This is a genomic window from Trichothermofontia sp. (assembly GCF_053493415.1).
On record NZ_JBRCAD010000045.1, the window covers coordinates 1 to 7,674 of the forward strand.

General features: G+C 49.5%; 3 protein-coding genes. 2 read left to right on the forward strand and 1 reads right to left on the reverse strand.

Annotation, left to right across the window (positions count from 1 at the left end; all coding sequences use genetic code 11):
• Positions 1–18: 18 nt before the first annotated feature.
• Positions 19–579, reverse strand: coding sequence for a sulfotransferase family 2 domain-containing protein (locus ACWIUF_RS04260; RefSeq protein ID WP_448570995.1), 561 nt, complete (start codon positions 577–579; stop codon positions 19–21).
• A gap of 379 nt (positions 580–958) precedes the next feature.
• Here ACWIUF_RS04260 and ACWIUF_RS04265 point away from each other — a divergent pair, with 379 nt between their 5' ends.
• Positions 959–4,615 carry an O-linked N-acetylglucosamine transferase family protein gene (locus tag ACWIUF_RS04265; protein WP_448570996.1) on the forward strand — a complete coding sequence of 1,219 codons (3,657 nt, stop codon included), beginning with the start codon at positions 959–961 and terminating at the stop codon, positions 4,613–4,615.
• A gap of 33 nt (positions 4,616–4,648) precedes the next feature.
• On the forward strand, positions 4,649–7,674 hold a 3,026-nt coding region (locus ACWIUF_RS04270; protein ID WP_448570998.1), incomplete at its 3' end, for an O-linked N-acetylglucosamine transferase family protein.

Below are 7,674 nucleotides of genomic sequence, written 5' to 3' on the forward strand. Positions count from 1 at the left end.
AAGTTTCGCTATTTGCAACTAGAACTCAGCCGTCGCTGTTCGCTCGTCCATTGGAGCTACGATTTGCTTCCAGAAACGCTTGTATGACTCTCGCACCCTCAAGTGTAAAGTTTTATATCTGGATTCAACACTTCTGGTTAATCCCTTTAAGACAAAGCTCTCAAAGGTTTTATAAGGGACAATATTTTCAACAGCCCATTTTCTATCAACATTCAACAAACCACCTGCTTTTATATAGTTATAGGCGGATAGTAAACGATCCCAGGGATTGCGTACAAATGTAAATTTAAAATAACTCTCAAATTCGTGCTGAGAAAAAATGATTACAACACGTTGGGCAGTTACATGTCCCCCTCCCAAACTGCCAAACAGAGACTTAGCAACAGATATTCCGGCTGCCTTAGGAATATGAAAGAAAATACAACGATGGTCATCAAAAGGTTTGTACGAAAAACCATTGGGTGTTTTGGTATTTCTCAACTCCTGAGCTTGCTTGAATTCTTGAGGATACTGAGCCGCAAAGGCAGCGCGACGTTGATCATGAGACAAAGAAGATTCAGTGATGACATTTTTAGACATTGACTTGCAAATTCCTTAATTCGACACTTGTAATTTACCTTATAAACTCCCTCTAAAAACGATGCCATACCAAAAAATGGGTTCTCGGATTAAAAACAGAATCAATTAGCAGCCTGATTTAGGCTGATCAATTTCAGATATCATCAGCCATTCGAGTTGCAATCTTAATATAAAATAGTACAAGCTTCTTGCAATTACGAATTTGTATTGAGATTTTATTTTTAGATTTTTTAGTTTAGAATAGTAAGTCATCCCTCAGGCTCGCCAAAAGATTAACATGATCTAGAAGCCAGACATGATAGAATTTCTTGATTGTTGCATTAAGATTTCCTATGGAATTCTGGGATTTTAATTTGTTCTGCAAAACTCTTGACTTTTGATGCGTATTCTGTTTCTTCATCCTAATTTCCCTGCCCAGTTTCGTCACCTAGCCCAAGCACTGGCGGCGAACCCTGACCATCAAGTCTGGCTGGGTACTCAGCCAAACCGCCCTGGTGGGGAGATTCCTGGTGTGCAGACCGTGCTTTTTGCGCCCTCCCGGCCCCCCTCACCACAAACGCATCACTATGTTCAGGGGCTAGAGGCGGCGGTTCTGCAAGGGCAAGCCGTGTATCGGATGGCAGATCAACTTCAGCAACAGGGCTTTGTGCCTGATCTCGTCTATGGCGAAGCGGGATCAGGCGTAAACCTTTTTATCAAAGATATTTTCCCCGACGCAAAAGTACTGTGTACCTGCGAATGGTATTACCACGCCGTTAACTCAGAGTTGAGCTTTGATCCCCATGATCCTCCAGATGTTGATGATCAACTGCATACCCGCATTAGGAATGCATCGATCCTCCTCGATCTCCAAAATTGTGACTGGGGAGTGACGCCTACCCACTGGCAACGATCGCGCTTCCCCCGTGAATATCAGACGAAAATTTCTGTCCTACCGCATGGGGTGGACACGGAGTATTTCCAGCCTGATCCAACGGCAAAGCTGGGGTTACCCAATCTGGATCTTGCCTCGGTTAATGAGCTAGTCACCTATGTGGCACGCGGGTTAGAACCCTATCGTGGCTTTCCCCAATTTATGGCAGCGCTGCCGAAACTACTAGAGCAGCGGCCCCAGTGCCATGTGGTCATCGTGGGTTCCCCACAAGTCTATTACGGCAATCCCCTAGCCAATGGCAAAAGCTATCCGGAAGACTTGATCGAGAAACTGTCCCTAGATTTGTCCAGGGTACATTTCACTGGGATATTACCCTATAACCAATATCGCCAGGTGTTGCAAGCATCATCTGTGCATGTACACCTCACGCGCCCCTTTATTCCTTCGCGATCGCTGCTAGAAGCCCTGTCTACTGGTTGTTTGGTCATTGGTTCACAGACAGCCCCTGTCCAGGAAGTGATCCAGGATGCTCAAAATGGCTTCCTCGTAGACTTTTTCGACACCCAGCAGCTTATCGATCGTCTGTGTGATGTGCTAGCTCACCCAAGTGAGATGCAAGCAATCCGGGCCAAGGCTCGACAAACAGTCCTAGAGAAATATCGTCTGGCCGATTGGCTCCCCCAACACTTGCAGTTACTTGAGCGGGTTGTCCAAGGTAGCCAGCCATCCCCCTTAGAACAGGCTGCGACATCGCCATCCACCTTATTGACCTCATCGACCTCAGAGGGAGCCGAGCCGCGAGAAATGTCCGATCCGACTGCCACACCCGTTTCAGCCGCCGCCAACAACACCTGGGCACAGTTTTATGCCCTCCAAAAACCAGCAACAGAACCCATCTGTGTTGATCTGGGCTGTGGCATCCATAAACCAGAGGGATTTATTGGCGTTGATCTGAGTGCCGCAGCGGGTGTTGACATTGTGGCCGATCTCTCGCAAACGTTTCCGTTCCCTGATAACACTGTCGATTATCTCCGTGCTCACGATATCATTGAACACTTACCCGATCGCATTCACACCATGAATGAGATCTGGCGAATCTGTAAACCCGGCGCTTGGGTCGATATTCGGGTACCCTCTACCGATGGACGAGGGGCCTTCCAAGATCCCACCCACATTAGTTTCTGGAATATTAACTCTTTCCAATATTATGCCCAGGAATTTCCTGCCTATTTGCAACTCTGTAAAACCTATGGTTTTCAAGGTGAATTCCGTATTATAAGTCTCGTGCATGAACCCAAAACATCGGATGAGGTTATTCATGTACGGGCAAAATTGGAGGTCGTGAAGTCTTCTGGCCAAGCCGCTTTGGAACCCGTCCTCTTAAGTTTTGGCGAGCTACGATCGCAGCGGCGGCAACTGGCCGAAATCTGGCTGTCGCTACCCGCATCTCAGTTGGAAGCGGCATTCAAGCCTCCCCTCAGTCAACAGTTAACAGCCCTGCGTAACACAACCCTGCGTTACTTGCCTTTAGAAGCGTCAGAACAGACCTTCGTCCATACCCTAGAGCAGAAACTCAGTGATCCGTCCCAGGCCCTACAAGCGTTCTTGGCCCTCATTCCTTATCGGTTTGCCCATCAACTACCCGTGGGTGCCTGGGGGCGTGTACCAATTCCCACCTGGTTATTCAACGTCCTTTTAGAATACTTGCTGGAAAGGATTAGCTTTTTCACGGAAGTGGGTGAGGCCGATCGCTATACTGGCTTGAAATTAATATTCTTGCGACAGTGGTGTACGCAACTTGCGTCCGATCCCCGCAATCCAATGTGGCAGACTGTAGCCAAGCGGTTTACGGAAATGAGCAGTTTTGTACCGTGTTATTTCACTCGTGCAAATCTCAAGGAATTATATGTCAAACGCTCGGAATTGATCGAAGCTTTCCTCCAAGCTGCGGAAACGGTTGTCAACTATAATTTTCCACCACGTCCCAGTCGCGATCGTATTCGATTGGGAATTCTCAATAATCATTTCCTCCCCAGCCCAGAGACCTATGTTACCCTACCTGTTTTTGAATTCCTTGACGTTACCCGCTTTGAAGTCATTCTCTATAGCTTGAAGAGTACAGGACATCCTTTAGAGGTTTATTGTCGCGGTCGAGCTGATGAATTTATCGTGTTGCCCGCTAATGATACGAATCAAGCCCTAGAAAAAATACGTTCTGATGACTTAGATATCCTTTGGATTGGCACTAATGTCACTGCGATTGCCCATCCCGTTGCCCTGCTGGCCCATTGTCGGCTAGCACGGGTACAAGTCGCTTCCGGGACCTCACCCGTTACAACCGGCATTCGCAATGTTGATTACCATATTTTGGGAACGTTGAACGCGACGACTGGCAACCCTCAGGAGCACTATAGTGAGACAGTTGCCTTAGTGGAAGGACCAACATTCTGCTTCAGCTATAATGCCGTTCCGATTACCCCAACAGTCACACAAGCTACACGACAAGCCTGGGGAGTAACGTCAGAAATTCCAGTCTTTATTTCGGGTGCCAATTTCTTTAAATTGGTGCCCGAACTCTTGCATATTTGGGCAATGCTACTCAGTCAAGTTCCTAATGCCATTCTGGTGCTTTATCCCTTTAATCGGAATTGGACTCTTGACTATCCTAAAGATGAATTTCAGGTGAGATTGAAACGTATTCTCAAACACTATGAGGTAACTGAAGAGCGAGTCTTACTTCTTGAATCCCTTTCTAATCGTGAAGATGTGAAGGTATGGTTACGTCTTGCAGATGTCTATCTTGACTCATTTCCCTATACTGGTGCAACAACCATTGTGGATGCGCTAGAGGCAAATCTACCCATTGTCTCCCTGACAGGGGAAACATTGCGCGAAGACTTGTCAGCAGGGATGTTACGGGCTTGCCAATTAGATCATTGCATTGTCAAATCGATCGACGCCTATTTAGAACGTGCTCAGTTATTGGCAAATGATCCTAAGCTACGGGAGCAAGAACGACAGTTAATTCAAGATCGCATGGCCAATAACCCTAGTTTTTTGGATAGCCGTCGGTTTAGTCAACGGGTTGGTAATCTGTTGGAATCGTTGTTCGAGCAATGGCTCACAACCCACTCGGCAACGGCAACTGACGTGGCAGAATAGGAGAGGTCACGCTTGACAATTTCCGGGAACAGCATGTCTCAACCTGATTCGCCTGTACTGCCAGCCATCGCTACCGCCGTACCCCTTAGCCAGCAGCGTCAACAGTTGGTGGAACGATGGTTAGCGGTACCCGAGGCACAATTGCGGGTTGCCTATGAGACTGAATTTCGTCAAGCCTTGTTATCCCTGCGATCGACCAACCTGCGATATTTACCCCTGTCGGAAGCGGAACAGGGGTATGTCCAGCAATTAGAGCAGCGCCTTCAGGAAACCCGATCGTTGCAAATTCTCCTGGCCCTGACTCCCTATGGTTTCGCCTACCAGTCCTCGATCAACTTTCTGAAAGGCTTTCCGATTCCAGGCTGGCTGTTGCCGGATTTAGTAGATTATTTGCTCGAACCGATCGCCTTTTTTCGCGAAGTGGGGGATGCCGATCGCTATGCTAACTTCCTACTGAGCTTGGGACGCAATCTGGCCGCCCAGGTGAGACAAAATCCCGATGCCCCCGTTTGGCAAGATGTGGCCCAACGCTTTGCCACCGCCAACTTCCTACCTTGCTACACCAGCACCCTCAACCTGAAGGAACTCTATCAACTACGATCGCAATTACTCGAAGTTACCCTCAAAACCGAAGCTGACACCCTAGACTACCCCCTACCGCCTCGCTCCCAACGGCAATGGCTGAAATTGGGTGTACTGGTGAGTACCTTCCTGCCCAACCCCGAAACGCTGATTAATCTACCCATTTTTGACTTTCTGAATCATAAACAATTCCATATCACTCTCTATAGCTTCTCGCCTGGGGATTCTTCGGCGCTTCAGTACTGTCGTACACGCTGCGATCGCTGGGCGCTCTTACCAGAAAACATCTCTGAAGCCGTTGACTGCATTCGCCAGGATGATCTGGACATTCTCTGGGTGGGTACCGACGTAACCAGCACAACGACATTGGCAACCCGCTTGTGCCACTATCGACTAGCACGACTCCAGGTAACCTCTGGCACTTCCCCCGTTAGCAGTGGTGTACGCCACATCGACTACTATCTTCTGGGTAGTTATGATGCGACAGCCGCTAGTCCAGCCCACTACAGCGAAACCCTGGCGGTCATTCCTGGCACTGGCACGAGTTGTTGGGGAATGCACCTTTTGAAGACCAATCTGACGACCGTTTACCCCAATCGTCATGACTGGCAAGCTGATGATAATACCGTGATCTTGATTTCGGGGGCCAGTCTCAACAAGCTGATTCCGGAAGTCCTCCACACATGGGCAGCGCTGTTAGCGCAGGTGCCCAATGCCATGCTGATACTGTATATTCACCCCACTGCCGACCTGGCACTCACCTACCCCACCGCCGAATTTGTGCAGTTGGTGCGTGAGATTTTGGCGAAGCACCAAGTGGAGGCCCATCGGTTTGTCTTCCTGGAGCAAATGGCCACCCGCGAGAATGTCAAGGCTTACCTCCGCTTAGCAGACCTCTACCTGGATACTTTCCCCGCCACTAGTCCAGAGGCGGTTATTGATGCCTTGGAAGTGAGTCTACCGATTGTTACCCTTGCGGGTGAGACCCTCCGACAAACCTATACGGCCAGCCTATTGCGGGACCTTCAGTTGGATGATTGGGTTACCCATTCCCTTCCAGAATACTTTGATCGGGCACGCTTGCTGGCCAGCGATCCAGCACGACGCCGCCAGCAACACCAACAACTACGGGAAAAGATGGCCGATTGGCCTAATTTCCTGAATACAGTTCAATTTGGGCAAAAAGTGGGGCAAACGTTACAAACCCTCTTTAGCCAGTGGCTTGCCCGACAGGAGACCCTGCCGGCTGCCCCTCCGGCAATGCCGACAAGTGGTTTTGGCAGCGGAACCCCAGTGAGTAGCAGCCCAAAAACCGGTGACAAGAAGTCGGGCCGCAAGTCAAAGCGAGCAGCGACGAAGCTTAATTGGGCGGTTCTGGAAACCGACGCTCAATTGAAACAACTCCTCAAGCCAATCACGGGCTGGCTAGCGGAAGGAGAATACGGGCGGATGGCGGTGCACTGTGAAACCGCGATCGTTGAACATCCCCAATATGTTGTCCTCCAGGGATATTTGGCAATTGCCCAGGTATTGCAGGGACAAGTGGAAAAGGCAAAGGCAACCCTGGAAACAGCCCTGAGCCAAGCAGCCGACGCGAGCGATCGTGCCCAACGGACGGACGCCTTAGTGAACTTATTAATTCAGGAGGCAGAGGCTCAAAAAAAACAGGAACAGTGGCTAGCCGCCGTTCGCCTCCGACAACAGGCATACCAGTTAGTTCCAGATGATTGTGCGAATCGGCTGTGGATACTGGATTATGCAGTGCGGGGAAAAATGTTTTCCAGCCAGACTCTCTACGAGCTAAAAATCATCGAAGATCTCACCCCAGAAGTCTTGCAACGGTATGGCACCGACAATCTACCAGAACTACTCAAAGCAGTTATTGAGTACGATCCCCACAGTGAAGCCCTATTGGCCTTGACAACCGCTTGTTTGCGCTGTGTTGCCCAACCACAGGCATACGGGCTATTCATGAATAGCATGGTCTCCCAGTTGGCCAATGTCAAAGGGCGACCCGATATGGCCGTTGCGCTAGCAGAGCGCTACTTAGATATTGTTCCAGAACAAACCGATGTCTTGCGTAGCCTAGCCTCGGTGTATGTCCAGTTTATGACCCAGCAAAACCAACGGGGGCTAGCTTTAGCCAAACGCTATGACGAGTTGGCCCCAACCCTACTTAATAAGCTGTTTGCCAACCATCTGTGTATGAAAGCTTTGCAGGGAATGGGGCGGTGGACTGAGGTGTCGGCGCGATGGCAACGCCACAAAGCCTTGTGTGAGCAATTTGCCCAGCTTGATCCGGCTCTATTATCCAGTGCCGATGCTGCCTTTGGGGCCTTGGCGACCTCGGTATTTCTGGCTCCCTATTTTGAAGATGCACCTCGGGAGAATTCACGGGTACGGCATCAGGTTATCCAATCGTTTCAGCAAGTGATTGCGCGTGAGAACCAACACCTCCTGGCAACCTATACCCCCCC